This is a genomic window from Limnohabitans sp. (genome assembly GCF_031539105.1).
GTDB lineage: Bacteria > Pseudomonadota > Gammaproteobacteria > Burkholderiales > Burkholderiaceae_C > Limnohabitans.
Window position 1 is genome coordinate 35,874 of sequence record NZ_JAVKLM010000024.1, and the last position, 15,643, is coordinate 51,516.

At 54.3% G+C, this 15,643-nt stretch carries 20 protein-coding genes; 10 read left to right on the top strand and 10 right to left on the bottom strand.

Annotation, left to right across the window (positions count from 1 at the left end; all coding sequences use genetic code 11):
• Positions 1 to 4 precede the first annotated feature (4 nt).
• On the bottom strand, positions 5 to 847 hold the full coding sequence (locus RMR24_RS07430) for a TRAP transporter TatT component family protein (RefSeq protein ID WP_310614444.1): 843 nt from the start codon (positions 845 to 847) through the stop codon (positions 5 to 7).
• A gap of 164 nt (positions 848 to 1,011) precedes the next feature.
• Here RMR24_RS07430 and ppk2 point away from each other — a divergent pair, with 164 nt between their 5' ends.
• From ppk2 to RMR24_RS07450, 4 genes are all read left to right on the top strand, one after another.
• Positions 1,012 to 1,893, top strand: a complete 882-nt coding sequence (ppk2, locus tag RMR24_RS07435; protein ID WP_310614445.1) for a polyphosphate kinase 2 — start codon at positions 1,012 to 1,014, stop codon at positions 1,891 to 1,893.
• 31 nt (positions 1,894 to 1,924) lie between these two features.
• Complete coding sequence (locus RMR24_RS07440; protein WP_310614446.1) at positions 1,925 to 2,320, top strand: diacylglycerol kinase; 396 nt, start codon at positions 1,925 to 1,927, stop codon at positions 2,318 to 2,320.
• A 107-nt stretch (positions 2,321 to 2,427) separates the two neighbouring features.
• Positions 2,428 to 3,726, top strand: coding sequence for a CorA family divalent cation transporter (locus tag RMR24_RS07445; protein WP_310614447.1), 1,299 nt, complete (start codon positions 2,428 to 2,430; stop codon positions 3,724 to 3,726).
• A 9-nt stretch (positions 3,727 to 3,735) separates the two neighbouring features.
• The gene (locus tag RMR24_RS07450; RefSeq protein ID WP_310614448.1) at positions 3,736 to 3,990 is read left to right on the top strand and encodes a hypothetical protein; all 255 of its coding nucleotides are present in this window, start codon (positions 3,736 to 3,738) and stop codon (positions 3,988 to 3,990) included.
• Here RMR24_RS07450 and phoR read toward each other — a convergent pair.
• The 7 genes from phoR to pstS form a co-directional block, all read right to left on the bottom strand.
• The gene (gene phoR / locus RMR24_RS07455; protein ID WP_310614449.1) at positions 3,987 to 5,264 is read right to left on the bottom strand and encodes a phosphate regulon sensor histidine kinase PhoR; all 1,278 of its coding nucleotides are present in this window, start codon (positions 5,262 to 5,264) and stop codon (positions 3,987 to 3,989) included. The two genes, RMR24_RS07450 and phoR, sit on opposite strands and share 4 nt — an antisense overlap.
• Before the next feature lie 90 nt (positions 5,265 to 5,354).
• Positions 5,355 to 6,041 carry a phosphate regulon transcriptional regulator PhoB gene (phoB, locus tag RMR24_RS07460; protein WP_310614450.1) on the bottom strand — a complete coding sequence of 229 codons (687 nt, stop codon included), beginning with the start codon at positions 6,039 to 6,041 and terminating at the stop codon, positions 5,355 to 5,357.
• Positions 6,042 to 6,058: 17 nt separating this feature from the next.
• A complete protein-coding gene (gene phoU / locus RMR24_RS07465; protein WP_310614451.1) occupies positions 6,059 to 6,760 on the bottom strand; it encodes a phosphate signaling complex protein PhoU in 702 nt (233 codons plus the stop codon).
• Between the two features lie 11 nt (positions 6,761 to 6,771).
• Entirely contained in the window at positions 6,772 to 7,548 is a 777-nt protein-coding gene (gene pstB, locus RMR24_RS07470; protein WP_310614452.1) for a phosphate ABC transporter ATP-binding protein PstB, read from the bottom strand.
• A gap of 20 nt (positions 7,549 to 7,568) precedes the next feature.
• Positions 7,569 to 8,423 (bottom strand): phosphate ABC transporter permease PstA, encoded by an 855-nt coding sequence (gene pstA / locus RMR24_RS07475; protein WP_310614453.1) that lies wholly within the window; start codon positions 8,421 to 8,423, stop codon positions 7,569 to 7,571.
• A gap of 9 nt (positions 8,424 to 8,432) precedes the next feature.
• Entirely contained in the window at positions 8,433 to 9,425 is a 993-nt protein-coding gene (gene pstC / locus RMR24_RS07480; RefSeq protein ID WP_310614454.1) for a phosphate ABC transporter permease subunit PstC, read from the bottom strand.
• 99 nt (positions 9,426 to 9,524) lie between these two features.
• Positions 9,525 to 10,556: a phosphate ABC transporter substrate-binding protein PstS gene (gene pstS, locus RMR24_RS07485; RefSeq protein WP_310614455.1), complete on the bottom strand. Its 1,032-nt coding sequence runs from the start codon at positions 10,554 to 10,556 to the stop codon at positions 9,525 to 9,527.
• 107 nt (positions 10,557 to 10,663) lie between these two features.
• Between pstS and RMR24_RS07490 the strand changes: the two genes are divergently transcribed.
• From RMR24_RS07490 to RMR24_RS07515, 6 genes are read left to right on the top strand one after another with little or no spacing between them, the layout of a single operon-like run.
• A complete protein-coding gene (locus tag RMR24_RS07490) occupies positions 10,664 to 11,005 on the top strand; it encodes a metalloregulator ArsR/SmtB family transcription factor (RefSeq protein ID WP_310614456.1) in 342 nt (113 codons plus the stop codon).
• Between the two features lie 3 nt (positions 11,006 to 11,008).
• Positions 11,009 to 11,521: an arsenate reductase ArsC gene (locus RMR24_RS07495; protein ID WP_310614457.1), complete on the top strand. Its 513-nt coding sequence runs from the start codon at positions 11,009 to 11,011 to the stop codon at positions 11,519 to 11,521.
• Positions 11,518 to 12,540 (top strand): ACR3 family arsenite efflux transporter, encoded by a 1,023-nt coding sequence (arsB, locus tag RMR24_RS07500; protein WP_310614458.1) that lies wholly within the window; start codon positions 11,518 to 11,520, stop codon positions 12,538 to 12,540. The genes RMR24_RS07495 and arsB overlap by 4 nt, the downstream gene beginning before the upstream one ends.
• 46 nt (positions 12,541 to 12,586) lie before the next feature.
• Entirely contained in the window at positions 12,587 to 13,111 is a 525-nt protein-coding gene (locus RMR24_RS07505) for a DUF2878 domain-containing protein (RefSeq protein ID WP_310614459.1), read from the top strand.
• A complete protein-coding gene (locus RMR24_RS07510) occupies positions 13,111 to 13,653 on the top strand; it encodes a DUF3833 domain-containing protein (RefSeq protein WP_405023321.1) in 543 nt (180 codons plus the stop codon). Before RMR24_RS07505 ends, RMR24_RS07510 begins: the two co-directional genes overlap by 1 nt.
• 3 nt (positions 13,654 to 13,656) lie before the next feature.
• Positions 13,657 to 14,244, top strand: a complete 588-nt coding sequence (locus tag RMR24_RS07515) for a histidine phosphatase family protein (RefSeq protein ID WP_310614461.1) — start codon at positions 13,657 to 13,659, stop codon at positions 14,242 to 14,244.
• Between the two features lie 13 nt (positions 14,245 to 14,257).
• Here the strand turns inward: RMR24_RS07515 and RMR24_RS07520 are convergent, their stop codons facing one another.
• Positions 14,258 to 14,977, bottom strand: coding sequence for an SDR family NAD(P)-dependent oxidoreductase (locus RMR24_RS07520; protein WP_310614462.1), 720 nt, complete (start codon positions 14,975 to 14,977; stop codon positions 14,258 to 14,260).
• Complete coding sequence (locus RMR24_RS07525) at positions 14,974 to 15,642, bottom strand: winged helix-turn-helix domain-containing protein (protein ID WP_310614463.1); 669 nt, start codon at positions 15,640 to 15,642, stop codon at positions 14,974 to 14,976. The genes RMR24_RS07520 and RMR24_RS07525 overlap by 4 nt, the downstream gene beginning before the upstream one ends.
• Between the last annotated feature and the right edge of the window lies 1 nt (position 15,643).

Below are 15,643 nucleotides of genomic sequence, written 5' to 3' on the forward strand. Positions count from 1 at the left end.
GCTTTCAAAAAAGTTCATCCACAGATGAGAGCAACCACTGCGCATGCTCGCGCATCACCTCGTTTTGCAAACTGCGGTGCTGTTGGCTGATGTCGATGGCTTGCTTGAGCAGCTGCTCAAACTGTTTGCGGTCTTCAGCGGGCAAGGCCACGCCCTCAGCTTTGGCCACATAGGGGCCCGCCTCTTTGCCTTTGCCCAAAGCAATCGCTTGGTCGAAATACGCTTGTGCTTTTTGCCGCGAGCCACCCACTTTGGCACCTTCTAACGTGCCCATCAGACTGGCCAAGGCACCCTCACCATAGGAAGGGTTGACCTGCCAAGCCAGCTCGGCCAAGCGCATGGACAGCGGCAAATCTGCCACCACATCAGGCTCGTCTTTGGACATCGAAATCCAGCCGCCCAGTGAAGCTGCTGCCCAATACGCCAAGGGCACTTGAGCTTGCGTCAAACGAGGTTGCTTGCTTGGATCAGCTTGCCTCAGCGCAGCGGCAAAGCCAGGCTGGCTGCGCTCTAACGCCGTCATGGCGTGGCGGTGGGCGCGGGCATACATGCGACCTGCACGCACACGCATTTGCGCCGCGGCTTTGGGGCTTTGGGTGTCTATCTTTTCGGCATCAAACGCCACAAAGGCGTAGGCATATTGTGTGAAGCCTGCAGACACCGACTCGGCCAATTTCAAATGACCCGGTGTTTCTTTGAGCACCGACTCGGAGAACTTCAAATAAAACGCACTGGCTTCGCGGGCGAGCTGCAAATCATCTTCACTCGACATGCCTTGGCCCGACAGAGCCTGCGCGGTTTGGTCCACCACAAAGGGGCGAACGGCGCAGCCAGACATCGCCAGCATCAGTGCGAAACAAGAAATGAAACGATAAGTAATAAGGTCACCTCATGAGGAATGTGTTTCTGCGAGAACTTGAAAAATGTAAGTCAGTCATATGAACGTTCAATGACAAACCGTCATCAAGTTGAAACAGTGACAAGCCATCATGTGAACAAAGGAACACCACCATGAGCGACCAACATAAACTTGACGAAGAGCAAATTCAACGCCTGCGCGATGACCTACTGGACACGCTGGACGAAGAGCTCGAAATGTCCATTGACGAAGAAGGCAACCACACCGACCGCGTCAAATACTTTCGTGAACTGTTGCGTCTGCAAGGCGAGTTGGTCAAGCTGCAAGACTGGGTGGTGGCCACCAAACAAAAGGTGGTGATTTTGTTTGAAGGTCGCGATGCAGCGGGCAAAGGGGGCGTGATCAAACGCATCACCCAACGTCTCAACCCACGCGTGTGTCGCGTCGCTGCCCTGCCCGCCCCCAACGACCGCGAACGCACCCAGTGGTACTTCCAGCGATATGCAGCGCATCTGCCAGCAGCGGGTGAAATTGTGTTGTTTGACCGCAGCTGGTACAATCGCGCAGGCGTGGAACGCGTCATGGGCTTTTGCAATGACGACGAGTACGAAGAGTTTTTCCGCACCGTGCCTGAGTTTGAAAAGATGCTGGCTCGCAGCGGCATCACACTCATCAAGTATTGGTTCTCCATCACCGACGACGAGCAACACGCACGCTTCTTGGGTCGTATCCATGACCCGCTCAAGCAGTGGAAGCTCAGCCCCATGGACCTAGAAAGCCGTCGCCGTTGGGAAGATTACACCGTGGCCAAAGAAACCATGATCGAGCGCACCCACATCCCAGAAGCCCCATGGTGGGTGGTGCAAGCCGTGGACAAAAAGAGCGCACGCTTGAACTGCATCCAACATTTGTTGGACCATTTCAACTACCACGAGATTGAGCATGCCGAAGTGCAGCTACCAGCCCGCGTGCGCAACCCCGACTACATTCGCCACCCCGTGCCGCAAGACATGATGGTGCCCGAGAAATATTGAAGCGCCAAACCCTTTTTGATCGAACCAAGCCATGGACCCAATTCATGAGAACCTACAAAAGCAAAGACGTGGATTGAACCGCGTCATTCATGCTTTGGGTTATTCGCTGCAAGGCTTGCAAGCTGCCATACACGAAACCGCATTTCGCCAAGAGGCTTACCTTGCGTTGGTGTTAATCCCGTTGTCGTTTTTCGTGGGCAACAACTGGGTTGAAATTTCTCTTCTTTCAGGATCGGTGATTTTTGTTTTGATAGTCGAACTTTTAAATACGGGCCTCGAGTCCGCCATCGACCGCGTCGGCCCTCAGTGGCACGATTTGTCTAAGCGTTGCAAAGACTTGGGCAGCGCCGCTGTTCTTCTGAGCATTGTGTTGTGCATGGGCATTTGGCTCTCTGCCCTGTTCGTCAAACTGGCGCATTACGCCTGAGCCCTTACATAAAACAAGTCGAGACTTCATGCAACTTTATAAATTGCAAAGTTGTATCCATTCAATACATCCTGACGCCCTCTTTTGACGACAGCATTTTCGACACCATGTCCCTTAAAACTTTGATCGATATGTTGAACAAGCAAAAACTGGTGGATGGCATGGTTCATAGTCAGCACATGCACAAGCACGACTTTGTGGAGTCACTGCTGCAAAAGCAGCACGATGCCGAGTTACTTAACTTCATCGCCAAACAAAGCGCCACCGAACTGGGCGGTTACCTAGACGCCCTGCCCTTGGACGATGCAAAGAAGTTGTGGGCCAAGCTGCCCAGCGAACGAGAAAACGATGTGCTGTGGGAAATTTCGGACGAGCGCCGCACAGCCTTGGCTGGCGACCGCCAGCCCGGTTTTGAAGACAGCAAGATCAATGTGTACGAACTGGTCGAGGGCCGCCTCAAAAACATCCCCATTTCAGGCCGCAAAGACCTAGAGGGTGCCAAGCCAATTTGGGTGGATTTGATCAACTCCACCAAGGCCGAACGGCTGTTTGTGGGCTCACATTTTGGCGTGGCCTTGCCAGACCCCATTGAAGCGACCGACCTTGAAGTGAGCGCCCGTTTTCATGTGGAAGAAAACGACGACATCCATTTGCATTCCAACTTTTTGCTAGACCGCGAGGGCAGCGCTAAAAGTGTGCCCGTGGCCTTCATCTTGCATGGCGGTGTGTTGTTTTCGCTGCGCAACGAAGAACTGTCTGTGTTTCGACTGCAACGGCGCCGCGCCCTCACGCAACCAGGTTACGTGACCGACAGCGTTGATTTGCTGCTTGACCTGTATGGCGCAGACGTCGAAGTGTCCGCCGACTCACTTGAAAACATTTATGCCACGCTGGGTGTGGTGGGACGCCATGTGCTGAGTGAGGCCATCACCGACCAGCAAGCCGCTGGCATCTTGGCTGACATTGCCGAAGAGGAAGACCAAAACGGTCGTATCCGCAGCAACATTTTGGATACCCAACGCGCGCTGAGTTTTTTGATGCGTGGGCGTTTGCTCACACCCGATCAAATTTCGGATGCCAAACAAATTTTGCGCAACATTGATTCGCTCAACAGCCACACCGCATTCTTGTTCGACAAGATTAACTTTTTGATGGATGCCACGATTGGTTTCATCAACATCAACCAGAACAAACGGGTGAACCAGCTCACCGTGTTCAGCGTGGTGTTCATGCCCATCAACATCTTGGCCGGTATTGGCGGCATGTCGGAGTTCTCCATGATGACAGAAGGCACGCCTTGGCCTATGGCTTATGGCGGCTTCATCGTGGGTTCTGCATTCATTGGCTTGATCACCTATGTGCTGCTCAAGCAATTTGAGAAAAAACGTCTGAAGAAAACAATCTGAGTCCATACGATGTCACACCACAAACACGAAACAACCCAAATCAGTGGCGACGGCTTGCGCTACAGCAGCAAGAAAAATGGCTCACCTTTTGAAGGTACGGGCAGAACGGGCGAGATGATGAGCTGCATCAAATGTGGCACACACAAACCACGCTCGACCGGCTCATTTCGACGCTTCATGAATGCCAACCATTTTTTTTGTGGCGACTGCCGCGTGGTGCCAAGTGCTGCAACTGGCGCTGCGGCACCTGCTGTGACGGCTTAAGCTTTGGCCCGCCAGCGGTTGGCTGGGAAGGTCAACTTGAAGCACGAGCCGTGCTCCAGCTCACTGGTGATCGAGAGGCTGCCGCCGTGACGCTGCATGACATGCTTGACGATGGCCAAGCCCAGGCCCGTGCCCCCCGACTCACGTGAACGACTGCGGTCCACGCGGTAAAAGCGCTCGGTCAATCGTGGCAAGTGCTCGGCCGCAATACCAGCCCCTGTGTCACGCACAGCGATGACCAAACTGCCATCTGTCCCCTGATCGACTGACACATCAATGTGCCCGCCTGCGGGTGTGTAGCGCACCGCGTTGTTCACCAAATTAGACAATGCGCTTTGCAACTCGCGTGACTCGCCCAAGAGCATGGCATGCGCAAGCAAGGGATTGGTTTGAAATTCAATGACATGGGGCGGCGCACCGTTGGCAATGGTCTGCGACAAGCCACGCGCTTCTGACTCACATGCTGTCAGCAAGCTTTCCAAAGGCAAGCTGTTGACAAAGCTGGGCACAGGGCTGCCTTCTAAGCGCGAGAGGGTTAGCAAGTCTTCCACAAGCCCTTGCATACGAACGGCCTGAGTGGCCATCAAGGCCAAATAACGCTTTTGCTCGTCAGCATTCAAGTCCAGCGTTTGCAGCGTTTCAACAAAGCCAGACATGACCGTGAGCGGTGTACGAATTTCGTGCGACACATTGGCCACAAAATCGCGACGCATGGCTTCGGCTTGCTCTAGCAGGGTGACATCGCGGGTCAGCAAGAGTTGTTTGCCTTCCCCATAACGATGGCGCTGAACCGAGATGCGCACGGGACGCTCGACGCGGTTTCTGTAACCGCTCATCACCACAGGTTCAACGGGTTGGTCGACAGCCATATAGGCGGTGAATATGGGGTCGCGCAGCAAGTTACCCACGCGTTGCATCACATCGCGCTCAGGGTGAATACCCAAGTGGGTGGCGGCCGTTTGGTTGCACCATTCAATCTGCGCACGGGCGTCGAGCATGACCACGCCATTGGGTGAGGCCTGAATGGCTGACAAAAAATCTTTGAGGCGCTGCTCACCCGCGTCAATGGTGCGTTCGCGTTCACGTAAGAGCTTGCGGGCCCGATCTAAAACAACGCCCCACCAGCCAGACATTTGCGGTGCCATGGCCAGATCACCATGGCGCAGCCAAGAGCGCACACGGTAGCCGCGCCAAGCATCGACCAAAACCCAACTGAGTCCAGCCAACAAAGCGCCGAACAACACATAAAGGGACAGTGGCTGCTTATCCCCCATCACGGCCCACGAAAAACCAATCGCGGCACCAAAAGCTAGCAGGGAGAGAAACGAGAAAAATCGGCTGATCACAGGAACCTTGAAACGGGTTTAGGGCTGGTGCGTGATCCTATATCCTACGCCACGCACGGTCTCCACCATGCTGCCCGCTTCGCCCAAAGCTTCGCGCAAACGCTTGACATGCACGTCGACCGTGCGTTCTTCGATGAAGACATGGTCGCCCCACACGCGGTCCAGCAGCTGGCTGCGGCTGTGCACGCGCTCGGCGTGGTGCATCAAGTAATTGAGTAATTTAAATTCAGTCGGGCCCAACTTGATGCCCTGCTCATTGAAGCTGACACGGTGTGTCGAGCCATCCAACTGCAACGCGCCAATGCGCACCACATCGCTGGCTTGCTCAGGCGCACGACGGCGCAGCACCGCACGGATGCGAGCCAACAATTCTTGAGTTGAAAAAGGTTTGGTGATGTAGTCATCGGCACCGGCATCGAGGCCTGCAATTTTGTCGGGCTCGTCGCCGCGTGCAGTGAGCATCAAAATAGGCGTGGTCTTGGTGCGTGGGTCGGCACGCCAACGACGCGCCAACTCCAAGCCACTTTGCCCAGGCAGCATCCAGTCAAGCAAGATCACATCAGGCAACACCTCGTCAATATGAGCCTGTGCAGCATTGCCATCAGCAGCCAACACAGCCAACATGCCGTGGTGACGTAAATTGACCGAAATGAGTTCAGCAATCGCTGACTCATCTTCGACCACCAAAACGCGTGCTATTTTCATCTTCCCAAAACCTTCAATCAGCGCATGGACGATTCAACATCTGCCAATGGTGTGTGACGCACATCTTCGCCTTTGACGACATAGATGATGAATTCAGCAATGTTTTTGGAGTGGTCACCAATGCGCTCAATGGCTTTGGCAATGAACAACAAATCCAAGCTGGCAGAGATGGTGCGTGGGTCTTCCATCATGTAGGTGATGAGCTTGCGCACAAAGCCATCAAACTCTTTGTCGATGTCGTTGTCTTCACGCAAGATGCTCACCGCCATAGGAATGTCCAAACGCGCAAATGCGTCCAGTGCTTTGCGCAACAAGCCAGAGGCCATCTCGGCTGACACGCGCAAATCGCCTGAAGGCAATGAGCGAGGTGCAGAGCTTTCGATGATGGACTTGACCATGCGGGCAATCTTGGCGGCTTCGTCACCCACGCGCTCAAGGTTGGCGGTGGTTTTAGACATGGCCATCAGCAAGCGCAAATCGCCAGCGGTCGGCTGACGACGGCCGATGATGGAAGCAATTTCGCGGTCGATTTCCACTTCAAGGCTGTTCACTTTGTTTTCAGTGACCAACACATCGTCAGCCGCTTCGGGGCTGAACTGTGACAAGGAATAAATGGCTTGGCGAATTTGTGACTCGACCAAACCACCCAACTCCATCACGTGAGAAGAAATGTTGTTGAGGTCTGCGTCGAACTGCGAGGACAGGTGTTTATCAGGCATGGTGTCTCCAATTAGCCGAAGCGGCCGGTGATGTAGTCTTCTGTGGCGGTTTTGTTGGGTTTGAAGAAGATTTGTTCTGTCTCACCAAACTCAACCAATTCACCCAAATACATGTAAGCGGTGTAGTCGCTGCAACGCGCGGCTTGCTGCATGTTGTGTGTCACGATGGCAATGGTGTAGTCGGCCTTGAGTTCATGCACCAACTCTTCCACCTTGCCGGTGGAAATCGGGTCAAGCGCCGAGGTGGGCTCGTCCAACAACAAAACCGAGGGCTTCACTGCCACGCTGCGTGCAATGCACAAACGTTGCTGCTGACCACCGGAGAGTGACAAACCGTTTTGACCCAACTTGTCTTTGACTTCGGTCCACAAGGCGGCTTTGGTCAAGGCCCATTCCACACGCTCATCCATTTCAGTGCGGCTGAGGTCTTCGTACAAACGCACGCCAAAGGCGATGTTGTCGTAAATCGTCATGGGAAATGGCGTGGGCTTTTGGAACACCATGCCGATGCGGGCACGCAGCAAGTTCAAGTCTTGCTTGGGTTCCAAAATGTTTTGGCCGTAGAAGTTGATCTCACCCTCAGCACGTTGGCCTGGGTACAGGCTGTACATGCGGTTCAAGGTGCGCAGCAAGGTGGATTTGCCGCAACCTGATGGACCGATGAAGGCGGTGACTTTGCGCTCAGCGATGTCCATAGTGACATTGCGAAGGCCTTGAAACTTGCCGTAAAAAAAGTTCAGATCGCGAACTTCGATGGCGTTTTTTTGTGCTGTTTGGATTTCAGACATTGGTAGATTCCTGATTGAAATTAGGCGCTGACTTTGTCGCGGAAGAACACACGTGCCAAGATGTTGAGCACGAGCACTGTCAAGGTGATCAACAAAGCACCGGCCCAAGCCAAACGCACCCAGTTGTCGTAAGGACTCATGGCGAACTGGAAGATCACCACAGGCAAGTTGGCCATGGGCGCGCCCATGTTGGTGCTGAAGAACTGGTTGTTCAAAGCAGTGAACAGCAAGGGTGCTGTTTCGCCGCTGATGCGGGCCACGGCCAACAACAAACCAGTCATCACGCCGCTTTTGGCGGCACGCAAGGTGATGAAGGTCGCAACCTTCCAGCGTGGGGCTCCCAAAGCAAAAGCCGCTTCGCGCAAGCTGCCAGGCACCAAACGCAACATATTTTCAGTGGTGCGCATGATCACGGGCACAGCAATGAGCGACAAGGCCAAACTACCGGCGTAGCCAGAGAAGTTACCCACCGTGGCTACAGCAATTGCGTAGACAAACAAGCCCAGCACGATCGAAGGTGCAGACAGCATGATGTCAGTTACAAAGCGGGTCAGCTCTGCGGTTTTGCTTTCGTCACCGTACTCGGTGAGGTAGACGCCGGCCAAGATACCTACAGGTGTGGACACCAACACGGTCAAGCCCACAATCATCAAGCTGCCCACGATGGCGTTGCGCAAACCACCGCCTTCGGTGCCGGGTGCAGGCGTGTCACTGAACAGCAAATTGCTGTCCAAGGCAGCGAGGCCGTTGGCAAACAAGACGTAAAGAATCCAAAGCAACACGGCCAAACCGACAGCCATGGCAGACATGGAAAACGCCAAACCCAGCATGCTGGTGATGCGGCGCTTTGTATAAAGTTGATTGTTCATTTCCATAAAGACCTCTTAGTTGCCTTTGGCTTTTTCGGCACGCATGATCATCATCTTGGCAGCAGCCAACACCACAAAGGTGATGACGAACAACAAGAAGCCCAGCGCAAACAAGGTGGAGAAATGCAGGTCTGCCGCTTCACCAAACTCATTGGCCAACACAGACGCAATGGAGGTACCGGGCGAGAACAACGACGTAGGCATGCGGTTGGCGTTACCAATCACAAAGGTCACCGCCATGGTTTCACCCAACGCGCGACCTAGCCCCAACATGATGCCGCCGATCACACCTTTTTGTGTGTAGGGCAACACCACTTTGCGCACCACTTCCCAAGTGGTGCAACCCAAACCATAAGCCGACTCGCGCAAGATAGGAGGCGTGATCTCAAACACATCACGCATCACTGCGGCCACGAATGGCAAGACCATGAAGGCCAACACAATGCCTGCTGCCAAGATGCCCATGCCGTTGGTGGCCCCACCAAATAGCCAGCCTACCAAGGGCATGCCGCCCAAGATTTTTTGCAAAGGCACTTGCAGGTAGTCGGCAAACAAAGGCGCAAACACAAACAAACCAAACATGCCATAGATGATGGAGGGCACAGCCGCCAACAACTCAATCGATGTTCCCAGAGGGCGACGCAGCCACACGGGACAGGTTTCGGTCAAAAACACAGCCACGCCAAATGCCAAAGGCACGGCAAGCAACAGTGCAATACCGGCGCTGGCCATGGTGCCCACGATGGCAATGGCAGCACCAAACTCAGCGTTGATGATGTCCCACTCGACACGCCACAAAAAGTGAAAACCAAACTTTTGGAAAGTAGGCCATGCATTCACAAACAAGGAAATGATGATGCCCAACAAGGCCGCCAACACGAGCAGTGAAAAAAATTGCGTGATGCGGTGGAAGAAGAAATCTTGTGTGCGTTGCTTCTTGGCAACTGCCACCATGTCAGCGCTGATGGCTTGACCTGATTCTTCTCGCCGTAAATTTTGTGAGCTCATGACAGACCCTAGACTCATTGAAACACCCTACTTCTTAAAAACCAAAATTCCGTCGGCGCTTGTTGCAAGGCCGACGGAATTGATTCGCTCAAATTCAAATTACTTTTGAATTTGTGTCCACACCTTGGCGCGGATTTGTGTGGTCAAGCTGTCTGGCAAAGCCACGTAGTCGAGGTCTTGTGCCATTTTCTTGCCGTTCAAGAAAGCCCAGTCAAAGAACTTGATGGCTTCAGCAGCAGCGGCTTTGTCAGTGGGTTGCTTGTACATCAAGATGAAGGAAGCGGTGCTGATAGGCCAGCTGTTGGCGCCCTTGGCGTTGACCATGGACACACCCATACCTGGCACGCTCATCCAATCAGCACCTGCGGCTGCGGCGGCGAATGTCAAGTCATCTGGAGCCACGTACTTGCCGTCAGCGTTTTGCAACTGCATGTAAGTCATGTTGTTCTTTTTCACATACGCGTATTCCACGTAACCCAAAGAGCCTTTGACGCGGTTCACGTTGGCAGCAACACCTTCGTTGCCCTTGCCACCCACTGAAGAAGCAGCTGGCCACTTGACAGCAGCGCCCTTGCCCACAGTGGCAGACCAGTCTTTGCTCACGGCGGTGAGGTAGTCGGTGAAGTTGAAAGTGGTGCCCGAACCGTCAGCGCGGTGAACCACGGTGATTTCTTGCTCTGGCAATTTTTTGCCTGGGTTCAAAGCAGCAATCTTGGCATCGTTCCACTTGGTGATCTTGCCCATGAACATTTCGGCCAACACGGCGCCCGTGATGCGCAACTCGCCTGGCTTGAAGCCTTCCAAGTTCACAACTGGCACAGTGCCGCCGATGATGGCTGGGAACTGAACCAAGCCTTCTTTGTCAAGCTCTTCACCAGACAAAGGCGCATCGGTTGCACCAAAAGTCACGGTCTTGGCTTTGATTTGACGGATACCGCCAGAAGAACCAATCGATTGGTAGTTCAAACCGTTACCAGTAGAGGCTTTGTAGGCTTCAGCCCACTTGGCATACATAGGGAAAGGGAAAGTCGCGCCTGCACCTGTGATGTCAGCAGCGAAAGCTGAACCCATGGTCATGGCTGCCAATGCAGCAGCGGCCACAGATTTGATGAATGTACGTTTCGTGTTCATGTGATTCCTTCAATTGGTTAGAACAACTGAGACTCTAGCCAGGCTATGTGACGAAAGTGTGACAAATATGACAGTTTAAAGTTCAATAATTCAAGTATTATTGAAATATGAACCTTGTTAAAACATCTGAAATCGAAGTGGTTGAAGCTTTGGCCGCCTTGGCACAAGCCCAGCGTTTGCGGGCCTTCCGCGCATTGGTGGTAGCGGGTGCTGAGGGCTTGACGCCAAGCGCCCTCGCCGCCTTGCTGCAAATTGCGCCCAGCGCTTTGTCGTTTCACCTCAAAGCGCTTAGCCACGCTGGCTTGGTCAGTGCACAGGCCAGTGGCCGCAACTTGATCTACCGCGCTGAATTTGCCCGCATGAACGACTTACTCACCTACCTCACCCAAGACTGCTGCCAAGGCCAATCGTGCGCCGTGGTGCCAGAGACATCCACAAACTGTTGCTAATTTATGACCACACTCAACGTCCTCTTCTTGTGCACCCACAACTCCGCACGCAGCATCTTGGCTGAGGCCATGCTCAACCACATGGGCCAAGGTACCAGTGGCACGCACTTCAAAGCCTTCTCGGCTGGCAGCAGCCCACGCGAGAACCAGCAACCCAACCCACTGGGGCTTCAAGTGTTGAAAGCCGCTGGCATTGCCACCGACGATTTGCGCAGCAAAAACTGGGACGAATTTGCGTTGCCCGATGCACCGCACATGGACTTGGTCATCACCGTGTGCGACAACGCCGCGGGCGAGGTGTGCCCCTACTGGCCAGGCCAACCCGCCACGGCGCACTGGGGCTATGCAGACCCATCTGCTGTAGAAGGTAGCGATGAAGACCGCTTGCAAGCGTTTCGCAACACGATGTATCTGATCCAAAAGCGTTTGCAATTGTTGGTGGACTTGCCTGCCGACAAACTGCAAAAAGCCATGTTGCAACACACGGCCAAAGAGCTAAGCAAGGTGCACGCATGAATTTCTTTGAACGCTACCTCACCGCATGGGTGGGCTTGTGCATCGTCGTGGGCATTGCGCTGGGCCAGTGGCAGCCTGAACTGTTTCAAGCCATCGGCAGTCTAGAGTACGCGCAAGTTAACTTGCCCGTGGGTGTGCTGATTTGGATCATGATCATTCCGATGTTGGTGAAGGTGGACTTTGGTGCTTTGCACGAAGTGCGTCAGCACATCAAAGGCATTGGTGTGACGCTGTTTGTGAACTGGTTCGTCAAGCCTTTCTCGATGGCGCTGCTGGGCTGGTTTTTCATTCGCTATTTGTTTGCACCGTTGTTGCCAGCGGACCAGATTGACAGCTACATCGCAGGCCTCATTTTGTTGGCCGCTGCGCCCTGCACTGCCATGGTGTTTGTGTGGAGCCGACTGACCAACGGCCACTCCTTGTTCACCCTGTCGCAAGTAGCCTTGAACGACGCCATCATGGTGGTGGCGTTTGCGCCGCTGGTGGCTTTTCTCTTAGGCCTCTCGGCCATCATCGTGCCGTGGGACACGCTCATCACTTCGGTGGTGCTGTACATCATCATTCCGGTGGTGTTGGCCCAGTTGTTACGCAAGGCCTTGATGACCCAAGGCACGGAGAAGTTTGAAGCAGTCATGGCGCGGATTGGCCCTTGGTCCATCGCTGCCTTACTGGCCACACTGGTGTTGCTATTTGCCTTTCAAGGCGAGGCCATTTTGAAACAACCCTTGGTCATTGCCCTGTTGGCCGTGCCTATCTTGATTCAGGTCTTGTTCAACTCCGCCTTGGCTTATTACCTCAACCGTGCTGTGGGCGAGGCACACAACGTGGCCTGCCCTTCAGCCTTGATTGGTGCCTCTAACTTTTTCGAGCTGGCTGTGGCCGCTGCGATCAGCTTGTTTGGTTTTGAGTCTGGCGCAGCCCTGGCCACTGTGGTGGGCGTGTTGATTGAGGTGCCGGTGATGTTGTTGGTGGTCCATGTGGTGAACCGCAGCAAAGGGTGGTACGAGCGGACGCCTTGAATGACCACCGCTGCCCCAAGGTTGGTTTGAATTTCTAGAATGTTGCATGCGTTTGTTTTTGAATATTCTTGGTTTTCAAACCGCTTGGTGGGCCTGCATTGCTGGCGTCGGGCGCGGGCTTGAGATACCAGCCCTGCTGTATGGCTTGGCACTGGCAGGCCTGCACCTGCGGTTTGCACAACAGCCTTGGCAAGAAGCCAAGCTGGCAGCTGTCGCCGTGGCTGTGGGTGTTGCAGCGGACACCTTGTTGCAAATGACATCTGTCATCAGTTTTTACGGATGGGCACTCGGCCCCTTGAGTCCGTTTTGGTTGTGGCTGCTGTGGGGGTTATTTGCCATGACCTTGAATGCCTCTTTGTCATTTCTGCAAACGCAAACCTTGTGGCTGTCAGCTTTGGCAGGGCTGGTGTTTGGCCCGTTCACCTACTATGCTGGGGCACAACTTGGCGCGGCGTCTTTTGACAACACCTTGGTTCACCTCAGTGCACTTGCATTGGCTTGGGCCACCACACTTCCCGTTTTGGTCTACGCTGCCAAGCACTTTTTCACACACACCAAAGGTCTCCCATGATGAACCGTCGCACGCTTTTACTCAGTGGCATGACTACCACCGCCCTCGCCAGCCTCAGTGGTTGCGCCAGCCCCACGGTGGACGATTACGCCAGTCAAAAACCCGTGCTCGACTTGCGCACCTACTTCAACGGCATGGTCGACGCGTGGGGCATCTTCACCGACCGCAACGGCAAGGTGGTCAAACGTTTCACCGTGGAGATGAAATGCCAATGGCAAAACGACCAAGGTATCTTGGACGAAGACTTTGTGTATTCAGACGGCACAAAAGAAAAACGCATTTGGAAACTCACAGACAAAGGCAACGGCGCTTATGTGGGCACCGCAGGCGATGTGGTGGGCGTGGCCGAAGGCCAGACCCAAGGCAATGCGTTCAACTGGCGCTACACGCTGGCCTTGCCTGTCGATGGCACGGTGCTGAATGTGCAAATGGACGACTGGATGTATTTGATGAATGACCGCGTCATGCTCAACAAAGCACGCATGACCAAGCTAGGCATTCACTTAGGCGATGTCACCTTGTCGTTCACCAAAAGAAGCTAAGCCATGCAAGGCATTGTGATCAAGCGCATGGCCTTGTTCATGCTTGGAGTTTTGTCTTGTGTGCTGGCCCAAGCCAGCGACTTGTCTGACAAGCTGCAATCGCCCGATCATGTGCTGCTGATGCGCCACACCTTAGCCCCAGGCGTGGGTGACCCGGCCAACTACACACTGGCCGATTGCAAAACGCAGCGCAACCTCAGCGCAGAGGGCCGTCAACAAGCGGTGGCTGTAGGCGATTGGCTTCGACAACAAGGCGTTAAAAATGCCGATGTGCGTTCGAGTGCTTGGTGCCGATGCAAAGACACCGCGCAATTGCTGGGCTTCAAAGGTTGGCAGGTGGAGCCCACCTTGGCGTCATTTTTCGATGAGATGCACAAAGCCCAAGCGCAAAACCTGCGGCTGCAAAACTTCATTGCTGAGAAGCTCAAAACCAAAGGTAACCAGCCCCTTATCTTGGTAACACACCATGTCAACATCTTTGAATTCATGGGTGAGAACGTCAGCTCGGGTGACCTTGTGTTGGCCAAGGTCGACACCCAAGGCAAGATGCTGTCCTACCAAGTCATCCCGCGCCCGAACGCGGCGCGCTAAATGCAGGCCTTACTTACCAAGCGATGGGCTCGCCTTTGTAGTCCACATAATGCGCACCTGATTTAGGCGTGAGCGCCTTCAAGGCGGCCAGCATGCCCTCCACCGACTCGGCAGGATCCAACAAATGCGGCACCGAGTTGGCAAACGCTTGTGACAAATCAGACCTGACCGTTCCCGGCTGCAAAGCCACCACGCGCAGCTCTGCGTTTTTGCGCTGCAGCTCGATCGCTGCGGTTTGCAGCAACATATTCAACGCTGCTTTGGCAGCGCGATAGCCATACCAGCCACCTTTGGTGTTGTCTGAAATACTGCCCACGCGCGCAGAGAGCTTGGCATACACCGAGGGGCCAGCGGCCAGCAAGGGCGCAAAGTGGCGCAACACCATCACCGGCCCCACGGCGTTGATGTGAAAGTTTTGCATCAAGGTGTCTTCACGCAAACTGGCCAAAGATTTCTCTGGCCCCACACCATGGATGGTCAGCGCACCGGTGGCATCGATGATGATGTGATATGGGCCAGACGTCCGACACACGTCAGCTTGGTGCGCAATGGACTCGGCATTCAACACATCAAACCCTGCTGACTGCGAACGAGACACCTGCGTCACTTGTGTGCAGCGTGGGTCCGCTTGAAATGCCGCCACAAACGCGCCACCAATGGCACCGCTGGCACCGATGACCAAGGCCTTGTAGTCGGCATCAAAAAGCGAGAGGTGCGGCAGGCTTTGTGTCATGGGCGTTTTAAAAAATAACCACAGCGTTTGATGTTGCGAATAGGAAGCATGTCGTTGCTGATTTTCTTGCGAAGTCGATGGATGTACACCTCAATCGCGGAGCTGTTGAGGTCAATGTTGTCGGGGTCTATCTCTTGCACAAACTCTTCTTTGGAGATGATTTGTCCCACACGTCTGAGCAACACATCCATCACCTGCGCCTCGCGTGTGGTCAGGTCAACCGCCGCGCCTTGAATATGCAATTGTTTAAGGCCATGGTCAAAACTCAAGTTGCCATATCGCGTGACTGAAGACACATGGCCCTGACGCCTGCGTATCAACGCCCGCACCACAGCACCAAAGTGCTGCTCGTCAAAAGGCTGAACCAAAAACCGATCCACGCCCGCGTCTAGCATGTGCACCGCGTCGTTGGCTTGTTTGTCCGTCACGATGGCAATGCTGGGCGTGGCTTCACGCAGTTGCACGATGCGCTCAAAGTCATTGCGCTGTTCGCGATTTAGGTGGGTAGGGTGCAACACGATCAAATCGCGTGGCTTTTGCAGCACCGCGCTGCTCATGCGTGGTTGCCAAGTCAGGCGCTCAACCGTGGCACTGGCAAACGACAACGCGCGGCGCACCTTCTCTGCGATGTGCTCGTCTACCGTGAACAAGGCGACATTGAGCATG

Excerpts from the sequence above, each read along its gene's own strand:
- pstC (WP_310614454.1), bottom strand. The coding sequence starts at position 9,425 with ATGAGCTCACAAAATTTACGGCGAGAAGAATCAGGTCAAGCCATCAGC.
- RMR24_RS07440 (WP_310614446.1), top strand. The coding sequence starts at position 1,925 with ATGGACCCAATTCATGAGAACCTACAAAAGCAAAGACGTGGATTGAAC.
- RMR24_RS07445 (WP_310614447.1), top strand. The coding sequence starts at position 2,428 with ATGTCCCTTAAAACTTTGATCGATATGTTGAACAAGCAAAAACTGGTG.
- phoB (WP_310614450.1), bottom strand. The coding sequence starts at position 6,041 with ATGAAAATAGCACGCGTTTTGGTGGTCGAAGATGAGTCAGCGATTGCT.
- RMR24_RS07495 (WP_310614457.1), top strand. The coding sequence starts at position 11,009 with ATGACCACACTCAACGTCCTCTTCTTGTGCACCCACAACTCCGCACGC.
- RMR24_RS07490 (WP_310614456.1), top strand. The coding sequence starts at position 10,664 with ATGAACCTTGTTAAAACATCTGAAATCGAAGTGGTTGAAGCTTTGGCC.
- pstS (WP_310614455.1), bottom strand. The coding sequence starts at position 10,556 with ATGAACACGAAACGTACATTCATCAAATCTGTGGCCGCTGCTGCATTG.
- RMR24_RS07450 (WP_310614448.1), top strand. The coding sequence starts at position 3,736 with ATGTCACACCACAAACACGAAACAACCCAAATCAGTGGCGACGGCTTG.
- RMR24_RS07525 (WP_310614463.1), bottom strand. The coding sequence starts at position 15,642 with ATGCTCAATGTCGCCTTGTTCACGGTAGACGAGCACATCGCAGAGAAG.
- phoU (WP_310614451.1), bottom strand. The coding sequence starts at position 6,760 with ATGCCTGATAAACACCTGTCCTCGCAGTTCGACGCAGACCTCAACAAC.
- RMR24_RS07520 (WP_310614462.1), bottom strand. The coding sequence starts at position 14,977 with ATGACACAAAGCCTGCCGCACCTCTCGCTTTTTGATGCCGACTACAAG.
- pstA (WP_310614453.1), bottom strand. The coding sequence starts at position 8,423 with ATGGAAATGAACAATCAACTTTATACAAAGCGCCGCATCACCAGCATG.
- ppk2 (WP_310614445.1), top strand. The coding sequence starts at position 1,012 with ATGAGCGACCAACATAAACTTGACGAAGAGCAAATTCAACGCCTGCGC.
- arsB (WP_310614458.1), top strand. The coding sequence starts at position 11,518 with ATGAATTTCTTTGAACGCTACCTCACCGCATGGGTGGGCTTGTGCATC.
- phoR (WP_310614449.1), bottom strand. The coding sequence starts at position 5,264 with ATGGGGGATAAGCAGCCACTGTCCCTTTATGTGTTGTTCGGCGCTTTG.
- RMR24_RS07505 (WP_310614459.1), top strand. The coding sequence starts at position 12,587 with ATGCGTTTGTTTTTGAATATTCTTGGTTTTCAAACCGCTTGGTGGGCC.
- RMR24_RS07515 (WP_310614461.1), top strand. The coding sequence starts at position 13,657 with ATGCAAGGCATTGTGATCAAGCGCATGGCCTTGTTCATGCTTGGAGTT.
- pstB (WP_310614452.1), bottom strand. The coding sequence starts at position 7,548 with ATGTCTGAAATCCAAACAGCACAAAAAAACGCCATCGAAGTTCGCGAT.
- RMR24_RS07510 (WP_405023321.1), top strand. The coding sequence starts at position 13,111 with ATGAACCGTCGCACGCTTTTACTCAGTGGCATGACTACCACCGCCCTC.
- RMR24_RS07430 (WP_310614444.1), bottom strand. The coding sequence starts at position 847 with ATGCTGGCGATGTCTGGCTGCGCCGTTCGCCCCTTTGTGGTGGACCAA.